10 protein-coding genes and 6 tRNA genes are annotated in these 16588 nt (G+C 66.1%); 13 read left to right on the top strand and 3 right to left on the bottom strand.

Annotated features, from left to right (window positions below; genetic code table 11):
• Positions 1-88: 88 nt before the first annotated feature.
• Genes hpnE through hpnC form a run of 3 tightly spaced genes read right to left on the bottom strand, consistent with a single transcriptional unit; the run spans position 89 to position 3130 of the window.
• The gene (gene hpnE, locus ABE85_RS14165; protein WP_067275650.1) at positions 89-1360 is read right to left on the bottom strand and encodes a hydroxysqualene dehydroxylase HpnE; all 1272 of its coding nucleotides are present in this window, start codon (positions 1358-1360) and stop codon (positions 89-91) included.
• A 1-nt stretch (position 1361) separates the two neighbouring features.
• On the bottom strand, positions 1362-2261 hold the full coding sequence (gene hpnD / locus ABE85_RS14160; RefSeq protein ID WP_067275647.1) for a presqualene diphosphate synthase HpnD: 900 nt from the start codon (positions 2259-2261) through the stop codon (positions 1362-1364).
• Complete coding sequence (gene hpnC / locus ABE85_RS14155; protein ID WP_067275644.1) at positions 2258-3130, bottom strand: squalene synthase HpnC; 873 nt, start codon at positions 3128-3130, stop codon at positions 2258-2260. The genes hpnD and hpnC overlap by 4 nt, the downstream gene beginning before the upstream one ends.
• A gap of 215 nt (positions 3131-3345) precedes the next feature.
• On the opposite strand from hpnC, the gene ABE85_RS14150 reads away from it, so the two are divergent.
• From ABE85_RS14150 to ABE85_RS14090, 13 genes are all read left to right on the top strand, one after another.
• Positions 3346-4563 (top strand): efflux RND transporter periplasmic adaptor subunit, encoded by a 1218-nt coding sequence (locus ABE85_RS14150; RefSeq protein ID WP_231993092.1) that lies wholly within the window; start codon positions 3346-3348, stop codon positions 4561-4563.
• A 16-nt stretch (positions 4564-4579) separates the two neighbouring features.
• On the top strand, positions 4580-7720 hold the full coding sequence (locus ABE85_RS14145) for an efflux RND transporter permease subunit (RefSeq protein ID WP_067275637.1): 3141 nt from the start codon (positions 4580-4582) through the stop codon (positions 7718-7720).
• A gap of 246 nt (positions 7721-7966) precedes the next feature.
• Positions 7967-8053, top strand: a tRNA-Leu gene (locus ABE85_RS14140).
• Between the two features lie 26 nt (positions 8054-8079).
• Complete coding sequence (gene tig / locus ABE85_RS14135) at positions 8080-9390, top strand: trigger factor (RefSeq protein ID WP_067275634.1); 1311 nt, start codon at positions 8080-8082, stop codon at positions 9388-9390.
• Positions 9391-9611: 221 nt separating this feature from the next.
• Positions 9612-10217, top strand: coding sequence for an ATP-dependent Clp endopeptidase proteolytic subunit ClpP (clpP, locus tag ABE85_RS14130; RefSeq protein ID WP_067275631.1), 606 nt, complete (start codon positions 9612-9614; stop codon positions 10215-10217).
• Between the two features lie 310 nt (positions 10218-10527).
• Complete coding sequence (clpX, locus tag ABE85_RS14125) at positions 10528-11796, top strand: ATP-dependent Clp protease ATP-binding subunit ClpX (protein ID WP_067275628.1); 1269 nt, start codon at positions 10528-10530, stop codon at positions 11794-11796.
• A 130-nt stretch (positions 11797-11926) separates the two neighbouring features.
• On the top strand, positions 11927-14356 hold the full coding sequence (gene lon / locus ABE85_RS14120) for an endopeptidase La (protein ID WP_067275624.1): 2430 nt from the start codon (positions 11927-11929) through the stop codon (positions 14354-14356).
• Between the two features lie 241 nt (positions 14357-14597).
• Positions 14598-14673: transfer RNA gene (locus ABE85_RS14115), tRNA-Gly, on the top strand.
• A 90-nt stretch (positions 14674-14763) separates the two neighbouring features.
• Positions 14764-14837, top strand: a tRNA-Cys gene (locus ABE85_RS14110).
• Positions 14838-14850: 13 nt separating this feature from the next.
• Positions 14851-14926, top strand: a tRNA-Gly gene (locus tag ABE85_RS14105).
• A 49-nt stretch (positions 14927-14975) separates the two neighbouring features.
• Positions 14976-15051: transfer RNA gene (locus tag ABE85_RS14100), tRNA-Gly, on the top strand.
• A gap of 99 nt (positions 15052-15150) precedes the next feature.
• Positions 15151-15238 (top strand) — tRNA-Leu (locus ABE85_RS14095).
• 28 nt (positions 15239-15266) lie between these two features.
• Positions 15267-16559, top strand: coding sequence for an MFS transporter (locus ABE85_RS14090; RefSeq protein ID WP_067275622.1), 1293 nt, complete (start codon positions 15267-15269; stop codon positions 16557-16559).
• Positions 16560-16588: the final 29 nt, after the last annotated feature.

Genomic DNA, 16588 nt, shown 5'->3' with positions numbered 1-16588 from the left:
ACCTAGAGAGGCGGCCCGCAGGCGCGTTCCGTCGCTTTTGCCCATCAGCGGTGCGCCAGCCGGGCGAGGCTGGGCATTGGAAGGACATTTAGCCCACGGATTGCCGCATTGCGGAACGGGCCGAAGCCAAGCCGCTGCGAACCGCACCTTCGAGCGTCGCGGGGTAGGGGCCCGCCAGATAGTCGCCCGCAGCCCAGATCCCTGGCGCGATCGACGCTCCGGGGCGGAGTAGCCCAGGCGTGCAGGCAAAGGTCGCGCGCTTCTCGCTGAGTACGCGGACGATCCGCGGAGGCGTGGCCCACTGGAAATGACGCTCGGCCTGCGCCAGCGCCGAGGCGCCGGTGACGTCCAGCCCCCGCGTGATCCACGGGGCTGCGCCGCTGACGACGAGGCTGAACAGTCCGGGATGCTGGCCAAGTTGTCCCAGGTCGAAGGCGAACTGCGCGGGCTCCGTTGCCGATTCGCGCAGCGCCACCATCGGAGCTGGCAGCGCGGAACCTGCGCTTTCCAGATAGATGGTGACGATCGGCTGGAACTCGAACGCGCCGGCGGCGGCGCTCCAGCCCGGCGCGAGTTCGCGCGTGAGTCGCGAGGCTTCGACCGAACTGCAGGCGACGATGACGGCGTCGAAAGCGTCGCCATCGATGGACCAGCCCGGGCCCGCTGCGTCGAGTCGCTGAACGCGTCGCGTGCGGATGTCCGTGCCATGTGATTGCAGCCAGACGCGGGCCGGGGTGGGCAGCAATTCGCTCAGCCCGAGCCGGGGGAGCAGCAGATCGGCACTCCCCGGGCCGCTGAACAGCGCGTCCTTGAGGACCCGCAGAAACACCTGCGCGCTGGCCTGCCCGGCCGGCGTGTTCAGCGCGGCGACGCACAGCGGATCGATCAGGTCATCGCGCACCGGACGCGGGAGCGTGGCGCAGAGCTCGGCAACGGTCAGCGCCGGATCGCAACGGAAGCCGCGCATCGTCCACAGGCTGCTGGTCATCAGGAAGCGCAGCCGATCTGACCACGACCATGCCGCGCAGCCCAGCACCCCGCGCAGGAAGGCGAGGGTGGGCGGCCCCGGCGGCAAGCGCAGCGTCTCGCGATCGGGATAACGCAGCCGCAGCGGCATGCGGAGCAGACCGACATCGGGGTCGACGCCCACGCGCCGCATCAACGCCAGCGTCTCCGTGTACGCGCCGATCAGGATGTGTTGGCCGTTGTCGAGCACGGGCGCGACGCCTTCGAGGGTGCGTGCGCGCCCGCCGAGCGTCGGCGCCATCTCGAACAGCGTGACGGCGGCGCCCAGTGACACCGCCTCGACAGCCGCGGCGAGCCCCGCCCAGCCGCCGCCGATGACGGCCAATCGAGTCACCTCAGCGCCCGCGCCAGTTCGTCTTCATCGCGATCCACAGCTTGCGCAGTGGCGTCAGTGCGATGCGCTGGTGCAGGACCTGGAAATTCTCCGCCTCGATCTCCCGCAGCAGCGTGCGATAGATGTTGGCCATCATGAGCCCCGGTTTCTGCGCCTTGCGGTCGGTATCGGACAACAGGGCGACGGCTTCGTCGTACAGCGCGTGCGCGCGGTCCGCCTGGAACTTCATCAGCGCGGTGAAGCGGTCGCTGTAACCCCAAGGGGCATCGCGTTTGAGGATCTCGTGCGCCTTCACGTCGAACTGCTGCAGCTCGCTGACGGGCAGGTAGATGCGTCCGCGTCGCGCGTCGTCGCCGACGTCGCGGATGATGTTGGTGAGCTGCATGGCCTGGCCCAGCTTGTGGGCGTAGGCGATGGTGCCCGGATCCGTGCGTCCGAAGATGCCCGACGCCACTTCGCCGACCACGCCTGCCACCAGGTGGCAATAGCGTTGCAGCCCAGGGTAGTCGAGGTAGCGTGTCTGCTCCAGGTCCATCTGGCAGCCGTCGATGACGGCGAGCAGGTGCTCGACGCGGATGTCGTAATCCTTGACGTGCGGCATCAGCGCCTTCATCGCGGGATGGGACGGCTGGCCGTTGAAGGCAGTCATCGCCTCCTTGCGCCACCAGGCCAGCTTGGTCGCCGCGACGCCCGGATCGGACACCTCGTCGACCACGTCGTCGACCTCGCGGCAGAACGCGTAGAAGGCGGTGATCGCCGCGCGGCGCGGTGGCGGCAGGAAGAGGAACGCGTAATAGAAGCTCGAGCCGCTCGCGGCGGCTTTCTGCTGGACGTACTGCTCGGGCGTGGAGGCGCCTGCGGCGGTCGTCGTGTCTGGAGTCTTGTCGGTCTTGGTGCTCATCGCGCCGTCCCTTCGCGGCGTGGGTTCGTACGGTCTGCCGGCATCGTCATTGCGCGCCACAGCAGGAGCGGTGCGTCGGTCGCACCGATCGTCGGTCGTCGCAGCAGCGCGTTGAAACGATTCGACGCCAGCTTGTCGAGGATGCGGAGGCCGCCTTGTACCACCAAGCGCAGCTCCCAACCGGCCCGGCCCGGAATCCGGTGTGCCAGCGGCGCGCCCTCGGCCATCAATTCCCGGGCCCAGCCACAGAGTTCTGCGATCAGCGCGCGAGCGGAGGGACTGTCGCGCAGCGACAGCAGGTCCTGTCCCTGGACGCCGTGACGCTGGCGATCCTCCAGCGGCGCGTAGATCCGGCCGCGTGGGCCGTCGACGGTGAAGTCCTGCCAGAAGTTGATCAGTTGCAGCGCGGAGCAGATCGCGTCCGAACGCCGCAACGACGCCGCGTCTGCGATGCCGTACAAGTGCAGCAGCAGGCGCCCGACCGGATTGGCCGAGCGGCGGCAGTAGTCGAGCAGCTCGGCGCGGGTGGCGTAATCGGTTTTCACGAGGTCCTGTTCGAAGGCATCGAGGAGATCCTCCAGCAACGGGACCGGCAGCCCGTGCTCGACAAGGATTCGTCCCAACGGTTCGAACACGCGCGCCGCCCAGCGCGGCGAGGGGGCACCTCCGGCCGCGACGGCCCGCAGGTCGGCGCGATAGTCCGCCAGATCGCGCAGCCGCTGCGCGGTCGCGGCGTCGCCTTCGTCGGCCAGATCGTCGGCGGTCCGCGCGAATCTGTAGATCGCCATGATCGCGGGACGCAACGCCGGCGGGCTCAGCCAGGATGCGACAGGAAAGTTTTCGTAGTGCTCTATGCTCACGGCCGGCATTCTCCGCTGAGTGAGCGATGCCGTTTGCGTCAACCTGACGTCCCGAACCGCGCGCTGTTTCGCTGCGGGCGTCAATCTCCGCAGACCACGAGCAGTACCCAGGTGAACCGTACGCCGTCGGTTTGACACGTTCGGACACGCTGAATACATTACTGACCGGTCAGTCAGTTACTCCGATGCCCGAGGTCGGGCGTCGTGGCTTTGTCGAGGTGTTCATGCCCCAACGGTCTCTTGTGTCCCTGTCCGCCGGTGTATCCGGCGTCGTGTCCGAACCTGCCTCCGCCGGTTCCTGGGGGCGCGTGTCGAAGTGGCTGGCGGCGGCTGCCGCCATGGCTGCCGTGGCCGTGTTGGCCGCCTGCGGCAAGCAGGCGCCGCCGCCTGAACCGGAGCGCTATGTGCGCACCCTGGTGCTGACGCCGCAATCGGCCGGCTTGCAACGTGAATTCGCTGCTGAAGTGCGAGCCCGCCTCGAGTCGCGGCTGTCCTTCCGCGTCGCGGGGAAGATCCTGGAACGCAAGGTGGACCTCGGATCGGTGGTCAAGCCGGGGCAGGTCCTGGCGCGGATCGACAGTTCGGATCTGGTGCTCGCCCAGGAGGCCGCCAAGTCCACCGTGCTGGCGGCTCGGGTCAATCGCGACCAGCTTGGCGCCGATTACAGGCGCTATATCGATCTGCACCGCCAGGGTTTCATCAGCGCGGCGGAACTCGACCGCCGCGACGCCGCCTTCAAGGCCGCGCAGGCGCAGTTCGAATCGGCGCGCGCGCAATCCGACGTGCAGCGCAACCAGGCGCAGTACTCGAGCCTGATCGCCGACGCGGCCGGCGTCGTGACCGGCATTGATGCGGAGCCCGGCATGGTCGTGGCCGCCGGCACGCCGGTGGTGCGCGTGGCCAACGACGGGCCGCGGGACATCGTGTTCTCGGTTTCCGAGGACCAGATCGCGCTGGTGCGCGCCGCCGCGGCGCGTCCGGACGGCCTGAAGGTCCGGCTCTGGACCGATGCCAAGGCCGACGCGCAACCGATCAAGCTGCGCGAGCTGGCCGCTGCCGCCGATCCGGTGACGCGGACCTTCCTGGTGAAGGCCGAGCTCAACAGCCAGAACGTGCACCTGGGTCAGACCGCGACGGTCGTGCTGACCGGCGCGCCGTCGGACAACGCGATCAAGCTGCCGCTGAGCGCGGTGATGGAAGTGCAGGGCAAGAGTTCCGTGCTGCTGCTGGACCCCAAGACGATGGCGGTGAGCCCGAAGGCGGTGACCGTCGCCGGCGCCGAGGGCAATGAACTGGTCGTGCAAGGCCTGTCGCCCGGCATGGAGGTCGTGACCGCCGGCGGGCACGTGCTGACGCCGGGGCAGAAGGTCAAGCGCTTCGTCCCACCGGGCACGCCGACCGAGGGCGCTGCCCCCGCGCCGGCCCCGACGGCTTCGCGCTGATCCTCGGGAGCCCTGAATGAGCAACCCGAGCCGCGCCGGTTTCAACCTCTCGCGCTGGGCGCTGGAGCATGCCCCCCTGACGCGCTACCTGATGGTGGTGTTGATGGTGCTGGGCTTCGCCGCCTACTTCCAGCTGGGCCAGGACGAGGACCCGCCGTTCACGTTCCGCGCGATGGTCGTGCAGGCCTATTGGCCTGGCGCGACGCCGCAGCAGATGGCCGAACAGGTCACCGACAAGATCGAGCGCACCCTGCAGGAGGTGCCGCACGCCGACAAGATCCGCAGCTACACCAAGCCGGGCGAGTCCCTCACCATCTTCCAGGTGAAGGACAACACCTCGCCGACCGAGGTGCCGCAGCTCTGGTACACGGTCCGCAAGAAGATCGGCGACCTGCGGGCCACGCTGCCGCAGGGCGTACTGGGGCCGTTCTTCAACGATGAGTTCGGCGACGTCTACGGCTCGATCTTCGCGCTGTCGTCCGACGGCGGCTTCTCGATCGAGGAGCTGCGCCAGCAGGCCGAAGCTGTCCGCTCCGAACTGCTGCGCGTGCAGGACGTGGCCAAGGTCGACCTGTTCGGCGTCCAGGCCGAGAAGCTCTTCATCGAGATCTCGCAGAAGCGGCTCGCCGAACTGGGCCTGGACTTCAACCAGGTGGTGTCGCAGCTCAACGCGCAGAACGCGGTCGAGAGCGCCGGCACGATGAACGCCGGCAGCGCCAACGTGCAGATCCGCATCGAGGGACAGCTCAACTCCGTCCAGGCGCTGAGCGAATTCCCGATCCGCGGCACCAACACGCAGACCGGCGCGGCCAGCAGCATCCGCCTGGGCGACATCGCCAAGGTCCGCCGCGGCTATGTCGATCCGGCCACCACGATGGTCCGCTACAACGGCAAGCAGGTCGTCGCGCTGGGCGTGTCCATGGGCAAGGGCGGCGACATCATCGCGCTGGGCAAGGCGCTGCAGGCCAGCGTCAAGCGACTGCAGCAGCAACTGCCGGCCGGCATCTCGCTGCAGCAGATCCAGGACCAGCCGAGCGCCGTGAAGAGCTCGGTGGGCGAGTTCGTGCACGTGCTGATCGAGGCCGTCGTCGTCGTGCTGGGCGTGAGCTTCATCGCGCTGGGCCTGCACACCAAGCCGCTGCGCATCGACGTGTGGCCGGGCCTGGTCGTGGGCATCACGATCCCGCTGGTGCTGGCGATCACCTTCGTCGTGATGCTCTATGCCGGCGTGGGCCTGCACAAGATCTCGCTGGGCTCGCTGATCATCGCGCTGGGCCTGCTCGTCGACGACGCCATCATTGCGGTGGAGATGATGGTGCGCAAGCTCGAAGAGGGCTACGACAAGATGCATGCGGCGACGTACGCCTACGACGCCACCGCCAAGCCGATGCTCACCGGCACGCTGATCACCGCGGTCGGCTTCCTGCCGATCGGTCTGGCGAAGTCCACCGTCGGCGAGTACACCTATGCCATCTTCGCGGTGACCGCGGCGGCGCTGGTGATCTCGTGGCTCGTGTCGGTGTACTTCGTGCCTTACCTCGGCGCGCTGCTGCTGAAGACGCGCGCCGGCCACGAGGGCGAGGCCCACGAGGTCTTCGACACGCCGTTCTACAACCGCTTCCGCCGCTGGGTCGCGTGGTGCGTGTTCAACCGCTGGAAGACGATCGGCCTGACGATCCTGGTGTTCGTGCTCGGCCTGGCCGGCATGGGCAAGGTGCAGCAGCAGTTCTTCCCTGATTCGAGCCGGCCGGAGATCCTGGTCGACCTGTGGCTGCCCGAGGGCGCCACGATCGAGGAGAGCAACGTCATCGCCAAGCGCTTCGAGGCCCGCATGGCCAAGGAGCCGCTGGTCGGCAGCATTGCGACCTGGGTGGGTTCGGGCGTGCCGCGCTTCTACCTGCCGCTGGACCAGATCCTGCCCAACACCAACGTCAGCCAGGCCATCATCCTGCCGAAGTCGCTGGCCGACCGCGAGACCTTGCGCCACAAGCTGCCGCAGATCCTGGCGCAGGAGTTCTCCGAGGTGCGCGGCCGCGTGAAGCTGCTGCCCAACGGACCGCCGGTGCCGTACCCGGTGCAGTTCCGCATCGCCGGCGACGATCCCGCGCAGCTGCGGATCTATGCCGACCGTGCCAAGGAACAGATGCGCGCCAATCCCAACATGGTCGGCGTCAACGACAACTGGAACGAGGCCATCAAGGTCCTGCGCCTGCAGGTCGACCAGGACAAGGCGCGCGCGCTGGGCGTCACCAGCCAGAGCATCGCGCAGGCGGCGCGCATCCTCGTGACCGGCACGACGGTGGCGCAGTATCGCGAGGCCGACCGGCTGATCGACATCGTCCTGCGCCAGCCGGTGCAGGAGCGCGACACGCTGTCCGAACTGGCCAACGCCTACGTGCCGACGGCTTCGGGCCGCTCGGTGCCGCTGACGCAGATCGCCAAGCCCCAGTTCACCTGGGAGCCCGGCGTGATGCACCGCGAGAGCCGCCAGTTCGCGATCACCGTCCAGGGCGACGTCATCGAAGGTCTGCAGGGCGCGACCGTGACCACGCAGCTGTGGCCCGCGCTCGACGCGATGCAGAAGGAGATGCCGCCCGGCTACTCGATCTCGATCGCCGGCGCGGTGGAGGAGAGCAGCAAGGGCACCGGCTCGATCGCGGCGGGCGTGCCCATCATGCTGTTCATCACCTTCACGCTGCTGATGCTGCAGCTGCACAGCTTCTCGCGCGCCATGCTGGCCTTCCTGACCGGTTTCCTCGGCATCGCGGGCGTGTCGGCGGCGCTGCTGCTGCTGAACCGGCCGTTCGGTTTCGTCGCGCTGCTGGGGGTGATCGCGCTGATGGGCATGATCCAGCGGAACTCCGTGATCCTGATCGACCAGATCGAGCAGGACCGCAGCCGCGGCGTGCCGCCGGCGCAGGCGATCGTCGAGTCCGCCGTGCGTCGTCTGCGCCCGATCGCGCTGACCGCGGCGGCGGCGGTGCTGGCGATGGTGCCGCTGTCGCGCAGCGTGTTCTGGGGCCCGATGGCAGTGGCCATCATGGGCGGCCTGATCGTCGCCACCGTGCTGACGCTGCTGGCGCTGCCGGCGATGTACGCGGCCTGGTTCCGTGTCGAGCGGGACAAGGATGCCGGCATCGCGCCCACCACGCATTGATTGACCGCGCACTGAGCGCGCGCAGAGCGCGTGCCGACGGCGTCATGGCCCCGCAGGGGTTTCCCCCGCCCGGGACGGGCGGGGGTGCGTCGGAAAGCATCGATTCCTTGATTACAATCGCCGGTTTTCCGGATCGCGGAGGGCAGGGGCCTGGGCTCTCCCTTCGCGTCATGAATTACCAGGGGGCCGTCGCGCCACGCTGCGCGCAGACAGCGCGCAGCGAACGCGACGACCTCAGTTCACCCGGCGCGGGTGGCGAAATTGGTAGACGCACCAGGTTTAGGTCCTGACGCCTTCACGGGCGTGCCGGTTCGAGTCCGGCCCCGCGCACCACCCTCTCAACTGATTCCGAGTCCACTATGGCTGTCACCGTCGAAACTCTCGAAAAGCTCGAACGCCGCATCACGCTCACGCTGGCGGCCACTGTCATCAACTCCGAAGTCGAGTCCCGCCTGAAGAAGCTGGCCCGCACGGTCAAGGCCGACGGCTTCCGTCCCGGCAAGGTGCCGATGTCCTTCGTGGCGCAGCGCTACGGCGCGCAGGTCCAGTACGAAGTCGTCAACGACAAGCTGGGTGAGGCCTTCAGCGTCGCCGCCAACGAAGCCAAGCTGCGCGTCGCCGGCATGCCCAGCATCGCCCAGAAGGACGAAGCCGCCGAAGGCGAACTGGCCTTCGACGCGACCTTCGAGATCTATCCGGAAGTGAAGATCGCCGATCTGGCCGAAGCCGAGATCGAGCGCGTCTCCTCCGACGTGACCGACGAAGCCATCGACAAGACCGTCGAGATCCTGCGCAAGCAGCGCCGTTCGTTCGCCCAGCGCGGCGCGGCGGATGTGGCCGCCGACGGCGACCGCGTCAGCATCGACTTCGAAGGCAAGATCGACGGCGAACCCTTCGCCGGCGGCAAGGCCGACGGCTTCCAGTTCCTGCTGGGCGAAGGCCAGATGCTCGAAGCCTTCGAGAAGGCCGTGCGCGGCATGAAGGCCGGCGAATCGAAGACCTTCCCGCTGGCCTTCCCCGAGGACTATCACGGCAAGGACGTCGCCGGCAAGGAAGCCGACTTCCTGGTCACAGTCAAGAAGATCGAAGCCCAGCACCTGCCTGAAGTGAACGAATCGTTCGCCAAGGCCCTGGGCATCAAGGAAGGCACGGTCGAGGCCCTGCGCGCCGACATCAAGAAGAACCTCGAGCGCGAAGTCAAGTTCCGCGTGCTGGCCAAGAACAAGGGCGCCGCGATGGACGCGCTGGTCGGCAAGGCCGAACTGGACGTGCCCAAGTCGCTGGTCGCCGGTGAAGCCGAGCGCATGGTCGCCAACGCCCGCGAAGACCTGAAGAAGCGCGGCATCAAGGACGCCGACAAGGCCCCGATCCCCGCCGAGCTGTTCAACGACCAAGCCGAAAAGCGCGTGCGCCTGGGTCTGGTCGTGGCCGAGCTGGTCCGTTCGCAGAACCTGCAGGCCAAGCCCGAGCAGCTGCAGGCCCACATCGAAGAGATCTCGCAGAGCTACGAGAAGCCGGCGGAAGTCGTGCGCTGGTATCTGTCGGACCGTGAGCGCATGGCCGAGGTCGAAGCCGTCGTGATCGAAAACAACGTCACCGACTTCATCCTGGGCAAGGCCAAGATCACCGACAAGCAACTGCCGTTCGACGAACTGATGGCCACGGCCTGATCGGCGATCACGCGATTTTGGCGCGGGCTTTTTCGGCGTTGCTCTTGATTCGCCGCAAACTCACCGCCAAGTAAGGCGCTAGGCCGCGAGGCCGGCGCCTTTTTCTTTCCCCGGCGCTACCGTCATGGGGGCGCCCTGAAAGGGGCCACCCTCGGACGGTCAGGGGATGGAGCGCACGACATAATGGTTTGTCGTGATCTCGAACCACATCAGAGGATTTCATGAGCGCGCTTGAAACCAGCAACCTGGGCATGGTGCCCATCGTCATCGAACAGTCGGGCCGCGGCGAGCGCGCCTACGACATCTACAGCCGCCTGCTGCGCGAGCGCATCGTCTTCCTGGTCGGCCCGGTGAACGATGCCGTCGCCAACCTGGTGGTCGCGCAGCTGCTGTTCCTGGAGAGCGAGAACCCCGAGAAGGAGATCTCGCTGTACATCAACTCGCCGGGCGGCAGCGTGTCGGCGGGCATGTCGATCTACGACACGATGCAGTTCATCAAGCCGTCGGTCTCGACGCTGTGCATGGGCATGGCCGCATCGATGGGCGCGTTCCTGCTCGCCGCGGGCGAGAAGGGCAAGCGTTTCGCGCTGCCGAACTCCAAGATCATGATCCACCAGCCGCTGGGCGGCGCCCAGGGTCAGGCCACGGACATCGAGATCCACGCCCGCGAGATCCTCAAGACCCGCGAGCAGCTCAACCGCATCCTGGCTGAACGCACCGGGCAGAGCCTGGAGAAGATCCAGGCCGACACCGAGCGCGACTACTTCATGTCGGCCGCCGAGTCCGCGACCTACGGCCTGATCGACAAGGTCATCGAGAAGCGCTGATCGCGGATCAAGGTCCGAGGTCCGAGGCCCCCTTCGGGCTTGCAGCGGCGTCCCTCCGGGGGCGCCGTTTGCCTTCTCCCTGATTCCACCGCCATGTCCGGGCAGAAGATTCTTCAGGATTCAGCGTCTTCTCGCCGGGCCAGATCGAACCACTGGCGCCGTGTGGCAACTGACCGCCCGTTGACCGCACCAACTGACCACTCTTAGGGGCTTTTATCCCCCCAAGGGTGGTGCCGGCAATTGAACTATCATCAATGCAGGCACTTGCCTGTATTCCCCGCAGCCCTTCAGCAGCCCCAGCAGCACTCCCATGGCCGAGAAAAAAGGCAACTCCAGCGAAAAAGTCTTGTATTGCTCCTTCTGCGGCAAGAGCCAGCATGAGGTCAAGAAGCTGATCGCGGGTCCGTCGGTGTTCATCTGCGACGAGTGCATCGAACTCTGCAACGACATCATCCGCGACGAGGTCCCCGCAGAGGCGGCGACCGGCGGACGTGCCAGCAAGTCGGACCTGCCCGTTCCCAGCGAGATCAAGACGACGCTCGACCAGTACGTCATCGGTCAGGACGTGGCCAAGCGCACCCTGTCCGTCGCGGTCTACAACCATTACAAGCGGCTGCGCCATGCGGCCGACACCAAGGATGGCGTCGAGCTGTCCAAGAGCAACATCCTGCTGATCGGACCGACCGGTTCGGGCAAGACGCTGCTGGCGCAGACGCTGGCGCGTGTGCTGAACGTCCCGTTCGTGATCGCCGATGCGACGACGCTGACCGAAGCCGGCTATGTCGGCGAGGACGTCGAGAACATCATCCAGAAGCTGCTCCAGAACTGCAATTACGACGTCGAACGCGCGCAGCGCGGCATCGTCTACATCGACGAGATCGACAAGATCAGCCGCAAGGCGGACAACCCCTCGATCACGCGCGACGTGTCGGGCGAAGGCGTCCAGCAGGCGCTGCTGAAGCTGGTCGAAGGCACGATGGCGTCGGTCCCTCCGCAGGGCGGCCGCAAGCATCCGAACCAGGACTTCCTGCAGATCGACACGACCAACATCCTGTTCATCTGCGGCGGCGCCTTCGACGGCCTGGAGAAGCTCATCCAGAACCGCTCCGAGCGCTCGGGCATCGGCTTCAGCGCCGACGTCAAGAGCAAGAGCGACAAGAAGGTCGGCGAGCTGTTCCGCGAAGTCGAACCGGGCGACCTGATCAAGTTCGGCCTGATCCCGGAACTGGTCGGCCGTCTGCCGGTGATCGCCACGCTCGGCGAGCTGACCGAGGACGCGCTGGTGCAGATCCTGACCGAGCCGCGCAACGCGCTGGTCAAGCAGTACCAGCAGCTGTTCTCGATGGACGGCGTCGAACTGGAAGTGCGTCCGTCGGCGCTGAGCGCCGTCGCGCGCAAGGCGCTGGCCCGCAAGACCGGGGCCCGCGGCCTGCGCTCGATCGTCGAGCACGCGCTGATCGACACCATGTTCGAGCTGCCGTCGCTGGAGAGCGTCGCCAAGGTCGTGCTGGACGAACACAACATCGACGAGGACACCAAGCCGTTGCTGGTCTATCGCGAAACCAAGGCCAGCGCCTGAGCTCGCGAGGACATCCCGGGCGATTCGCTTGCCATCACTTCGCGTGGAAAGCAATCGCTCAAAGGCTATTGAACGGCACCTTGTAATTGGTAGCTCGGGCCCTAGATGGGCTTGAGAAAGAGAGGTTTTCATGTCCGGTCATCCGATCCTCCCCGCGGAACCCATCACGCTGCCGCTGCTCCCGCTGCGCGACGTGGTCGTGTTCCCGCACATGGTGATCCCGCTCTTCGTGGGTCGTCCCAAGTCCATCAAGGCCTTGGAAGCGGCGATGGAAGCAGGGCGCCAGATCATGCTGGTCGCACAGAAGGCGGCCGGCAAGGACGAACCCAAACCCGACGACATGTTCGAGATGGGTTGCGTCTCCAGCATCCTGCAGATGCTGAAGCTGCCCGACGGCACGGTGAAGGTGCTGGTCGAAGGCCTGCAACGCGCGACGACGAGCAAGATCGAGGACGGTGAAGAGCACTTCACCGCCGAGGTCGTGCCCATTCCGCCGGAAGCCGACGATCAGCCCGAGGTCGAAGCGCTGCGCCGCGCCGTGACGCAGCAGTTCGACCAGTACGTCAAGCTGAACAAGAAGATCCCGCCGGAGATCCTGACGTCCATCGCCGGCATCGACGACGCCGGCCGCCTGGCCGACACGATCGCCGCGCACCTGCCGCTCAAGCTCGACGCGAAGCAGTCGGTGCTGGACCTGTCCGAAGTGGGCAAGCGGCTGGAGAAGCTGCTGGACCTGCTCGAGCACGAGGTCGACATCCTGCAGGTGGAAAAGCGCATCCGTGGCCGCGTCAAGCGCCAGATGGAGAAGTCCCAGCGCGAGTACTACCTGAACGAGCAGGTCAAGGCCATCCAGAAGGAACTGGGCGACGGCGAGGAAGGCGCCGACATGGAGGAGCTGGAGAAGAAGATCCAGGCTGCTCGCATGCCGAAGGAAGCGCGCAAGAAGGCCGAGTCCGAACTCAAGAAGCTCAAGCTGATGTCGCCGATGTCCGCGGAAGCGACCGTCGTGCGCAACTACATCGACACGCTGGTCAACCTGCCGTGGGCGAAGAAGACCAAGATCAAGCACGACCTGGCGAACGCCGAGGCGGTGCTCAACGAGGACCACTACGGCCTCGACAAGGTCAAGGAACGCATCCTCGAGTACCTCGCGGTGCAACAGCGCGTCGACAAGGTCAAGGCGCCCATCCTGTGCCTGGTGGGACCTCCGGGCGTGGGCAAGACCTCGCTGGGGCAGTCGGTGGCGCGCGCCACGGGCCGCAAGTTCGTCCGCATGGCGCTGGGCGGCGTGCGGGACGAGGCCGAGATCCGCGGCCACCGCCGCACCTACATCGGCTCCATGCCGGGCAAGGTGATCCAGAGCCTGAGCAAGGTCGGCACGCGCAATCCGCTGTTCCTGCTCGACGAGATCGACAAGCTGGGCATGGACTTCCGCGGCGACCCGTCGTCGGCGCTGCTGGAGGTGCTGGACCCCGAGCAGAACCACACCTTCGCCGACCATTACATCGAGGTCGACTACGACCTGAGCGACGTGATGTTCGTGGCGACGTCGAACTCGCTGAACATTCCGCCGGCGCTGCTGGACCGGATGGAGGTCATCCGTCTGTCGGGGTATACCGAGGACGAGAAGGTCAACATCGCCCAGCGCTATCTGCTGCCGAAGCAACGCGGCAACAACGGCGTGAAGGACGAGGAACTCGAGGTCACCGAAGACGCGATCCGCGGCGTGATCCGCTACTACACCCGGGAAGCCGGCGTGCGGTCGCTGGAGCGCGAGATCTCCAAGATCTGCCGCAAGGTCGTCAAGGGTCTGCAGCTCAAGGCCTACGACGGCAAGGTGGTGGTCAACGAGGACAACCTCAACGAGTTCCTGGGCGTTCGCAAGTACGACTTCGGCCGTGCGGAGAAGAAGAACCAGGTCGGCCAGGTGGTCGGTCTGGCGTGGACGGAAGTGGGCGGCGATCTGCTGACCATTGAGGCCACCGCGATGCCGGGCAAGGGCAACATCATCCGCACCGGCTCGCTGGGCGACGTGATGAAGGAATCGGTCGAGGCGGCGCGCACGGTGGTGCGTTCGCGGGCTCGGCGCCTGGGCATCAAGGATGAGCTCTTCGAGAAGCGCGACGTGCACATCCACGTGCCGGACGGCGCGACGCCCAAGGATGGCCCGAGCGCGGGTGCCGCGATGACGACGGCCTTCGTGTCGGCGCTGACCGGAATCCCGGTGCGCGCGGACGTGGCGATGACCGGCGAGATCACGCTGCGCGGCGAGGTCACGGCGATCGGCGGCCTGAAGGAAAAGCTCCTGGCAGCGCATCGTGGCGGCATCAAGACGGTCATGATTCCGGAAGAGAACGTCAAGGACCTGCAGGACATTCCGGAGAATGTGAAGAACCAGCTCGAGATCGTGCCGGTCCGCTGGATCGATCGCGTGCTGGAAGTGGCCCTGGAGACCTACCCGCAGGCGCTGCCTGAGGAAGAGGTCGTTGCTGCGACGACGACGCCGGCCGATAAGGTGGCGGATCCGAAGCCGGATGCCGGTGATTCGCTGAAGCACTGATCGCGATTCATCGCGAACCCCATGACAACGGCGCCTTCGGGCGCCGTTGTTCATTGCAGGGTGATGATCGATCGCGGGTGAAGCAAAGTGTTTGGGCGATCTTCATAAAGAAGTCGCCGAACTCTTGCGAGAGCGTCAAAAACCGTTCTATACTCTCGGCTTCAGCGCAAACGGTGCAGCAGCAACAAAGCAATTCGCAAGGATTGCACGGCAGTTGAGGCAGGCAGTGTGTTGAAGACCTGCGGGAATAGCTCAGTTGGTAGAGCGCAACCTTGCCAAGGTTGAGGTCGCGAGTTCGAGCCTCGTTTCCCGCTCCAGGTTTAAAAAAATGGAAGCCCAGGCTTCCATTTTTTATCGAGGTCGGACAACCACATCCGGCTTCTACAGAATCCCGTCCAGGGTTCTGGGGCGCGATAGCAAAGCGGTTATGCCCCGGATTGCAAATCCGGTCAGTCCGGTTCGACTCCGGATCGCGCCTCCAAAGAATGGACATTGCGGGAATAGCTCAGTTGGTAGAGCGCAACCTTGCCAAGGTTGAGGTCGCGAGTTCGAGCCTCGTTTCCCGCTCCAACGACACCAAAGGTCGGTGGGGTGATTCATCATTCCGCTGTCCTGCGATGCGGGAATAGCTCAGTTGGTAGAGCGCAACCTTGCCAAGGTTGAGGTCGCGAGTTCGAGCCTCGTTTCCCGCTCCAAACTCTCAAAAGGGAAGCCCATCGGCTTCCCTTTTTTCTTTGCCGGCGGCCGTGATAATGCGCGCTCACTCCGACATGGAATCGATGCGGAGTCGTCGCGCCTCGATGGTGAAATTGGTAGACACAGCGGACTTAAAATCCGCCGCCCTCAACCGGCGTACGGGTTCGAGTCCCGTTCGAGGCACCACGCGATCGGCTCCCGGAGACCGCAGCGCATGGGCATGTTTGTGCAGGAACTGTTGAACCCGGGCGTTCGCAAACGCGAAGTCTTCGGCTGGTCGATGTACGACTTCGCCAATTCGGGCTACACCACCGTCGTCCTGACCGCCGTCTACAACGCGTACTTCGTCGGCGTCATCGCCAAGGGCCAGCCGTCGGCGACGCTGCTCTGGACCGTGCTGATCGCCGTCTCCAGCTTCCTCGTGATGGTCACCATGCCGGGCTTGGGCGCCTGGGCCGATGCGCATGGGGCGAAGAAGAAACTGCTCGGCATCTGCACGCTCGGCTGCGTGTTGTCGACGGCCGCGCTGGCGTTGTTCGGCGCTGATCGGCTGTGGTGGGCGGCTGCGGCGGTCGTGCTCTCCAACGTGTTCTTCTCCTATGGCGAATCGCTGATCGCGGCGTTCCTGCCGGAGCTCGCGCGACGCGACGCGCTCGGACGCGTGTCGGGGTGGGGCTGGGCCTTTGGTTATCTGGGCGGGATGCTCGCGCTCGGTCTGTGCCTGGGCTACGTGTTGAGCGCGCAAGCGCGCGGGGATTCCGCCGACCACTTCGTTCCCATCACGATGCTGATCACCGCCGGCCTGTATCTGCTCGCCGCGCTGCCGACCTTCCTGCTGTTGCGCGAGCGCGCGGATCCGTGCGCCACGCGTCGCGCCGCACGCATGGGGTCAGGTCTTTCCCAGCTGTGGACGTCCTGGCAGCGTGCGCGTGCCTATCCCGACTTCCTGCGCCTGCTGGCCTGTGGCACGAGCTACCAGGCCGGGATCGCCGTCGTCATCGCGCTTGCGGCCGTTTATGCGGAGCAGGCGCTCGGTTTCACACAGGCGCAGACGATGACGCTGGTGTTCCTCGTGAACATCGCCTCCGCCGTCGGAGCGTTCCTGTTCGGTTATTACGAGGACCGCATCGGTCACCAACCCGCGCTGGCGGTGACGCTGGTCGGTTGGATGGTCATGACGCTGCTGGCCTTCCTGGCGACGAGTGCCTGGCTGTTCTGGATCGCCGCAGTGATCGCGGGCCTGTGCATGGGTTCGAGCCAGTCCTGCGGGCGGGCGCTCGCGGGCGCGCTCGCGCCGCACGATCGTCTGGCGGAGTTCTTCGGCCTGTGGACCTTCGCCACCCGCCTCGCCGCGATCATCGGCCCGCTGACCTACGGCGCGGTCACGGTGCTGACGGCGGGCAACCACCGCCTCGCGATTCTTGCGACCGGCGTCTTCTTCGTCCTGGGCTACTGGCTGCTGAGACGCGTCGACATGGCGCGCGGACTCGCGAGAGCGTTGATCTGAGTTCGGATCGAGCGTGATCGGCCACCGGT

It is taken from the genome of Mitsuaria sp. 7 (assembly GCF_001653795.1).
Lineage (GTDB): Bacteria > Pseudomonadota > Gammaproteobacteria > Burkholderiales > Burkholderiaceae_C > Roseateles.
The sequence above is the reverse complement of the archived record's forward strand: the minus strand, read 5'-3'. Positions and strand labels throughout refer to the sequence as shown.

Coding starts and splice junctions, on each gene's coding strand:
- hpnD (WP_067275647.1), bottom strand. CDS start 2,261: ATGAGCACCAAGACCGACAAGACTCCAGACACGACGACCGCCGCAGGC.
- hpnC (WP_067275644.1), bottom strand. CDS start 3,130: ATGCCGGCCGTGAGCATAGAGCACTACGAAAACTTTCCTGTCGCATCC.
- ABE85_RS14150 (WP_231993092.1), top strand. CDS start 3,346: ATGCCCCAACGGTCTCTTGTGTCCCTGTCCGCCGGTGTATCCGGCGTC.
- ABE85_RS14145 (WP_067275637.1), top strand. CDS start 4,580: ATGAGCAACCCGAGCCGCGCCGGTTTCAACCTCTCGCGCTGGGCGCTG.
- tig (WP_067275634.1), top strand. CDS start 8,080: ATGGCTGTCACCGTCGAAACTCTCGAAAAGCTCGAACGCCGCATCACG.
- clpP (WP_067275631.1), top strand. CDS start 9,612: ATGAGCGCGCTTGAAACCAGCAACCTGGGCATGGTGCCCATCGTCATC.
- clpX (WP_067275628.1), top strand. CDS start 10,528: ATGGCCGAGAAAAAAGGCAACTCCAGCGAAAAAGTCTTGTATTGCTCC.
- lon (WP_067275624.1), top strand. CDS start 11,927: ATGTCCGGTCATCCGATCCTCCCCGCGGAACCCATCACGCTGCCGCTG.
- ABE85_RS14090 (WP_067275622.1), top strand. CDS start 15,267: ATGGGCATGTTTGTGCAGGAACTGTTGAACCCGGGCGTTCGCAAACGC.